We start from the raw sequence: 460 nt of genomic DNA on the forward strand, positions 1-460 counted from the left end.
CCCTAAATCCCCATGTAATGGTTTATTAATATAGTCCACGTATTGTATGTACCAAGGCCTGTCCAACCCCAGTTGTTTCGATAATACGGCAATGGCTTCTTTTGTTGCCCTTTGACCAAGGATAACCTGCGCAGGATTTCCCGGGATGGCATGAATAATGCCAAAAACAACTAAAGTCATCCCGAACAAAACCGGTATTAATGAAAATAAACGTCGAACCGTGTATGTAAACAATTTTATCACCTCTTTGTTAAAACTGATTCGTTAACAAAAGGGGAGGCAATGCTCCCTCCCCTTTTGTTAATTATTATTTAAAATCTACTTTTGTCAGAGCTTCAGAGCCTGTTGGGTGTGGTAAATAATTTACTACATCCTTAGAGGCGGCTAACAATGGTGTTGAGTGAACAAGTGGTACCCATGGAGCATCATCATGGATGATTTCTTGAGCTTGCTTGTATAG

1 pseudogene is annotated in these 460 nt (G+C 40.2%); it reads right to left on the reverse strand.

The window, feature by feature from the left end:
• Positions 1-243, reverse strand: a pseudogene (locus LC457_RS23290) (ABC transporter permease); the annotation flags it as partial.
• Between the last annotated feature and the right edge of the window lie 217 nt (positions 244-460).

It is taken from the genome of Chryseobacterium sp. GVT01B (assembly GCF_019970045.1).
GTDB lineage: Bacteria > Bacteroidota > Bacteroidia > Flavobacteriales > Weeksellaceae > Chryseobacterium.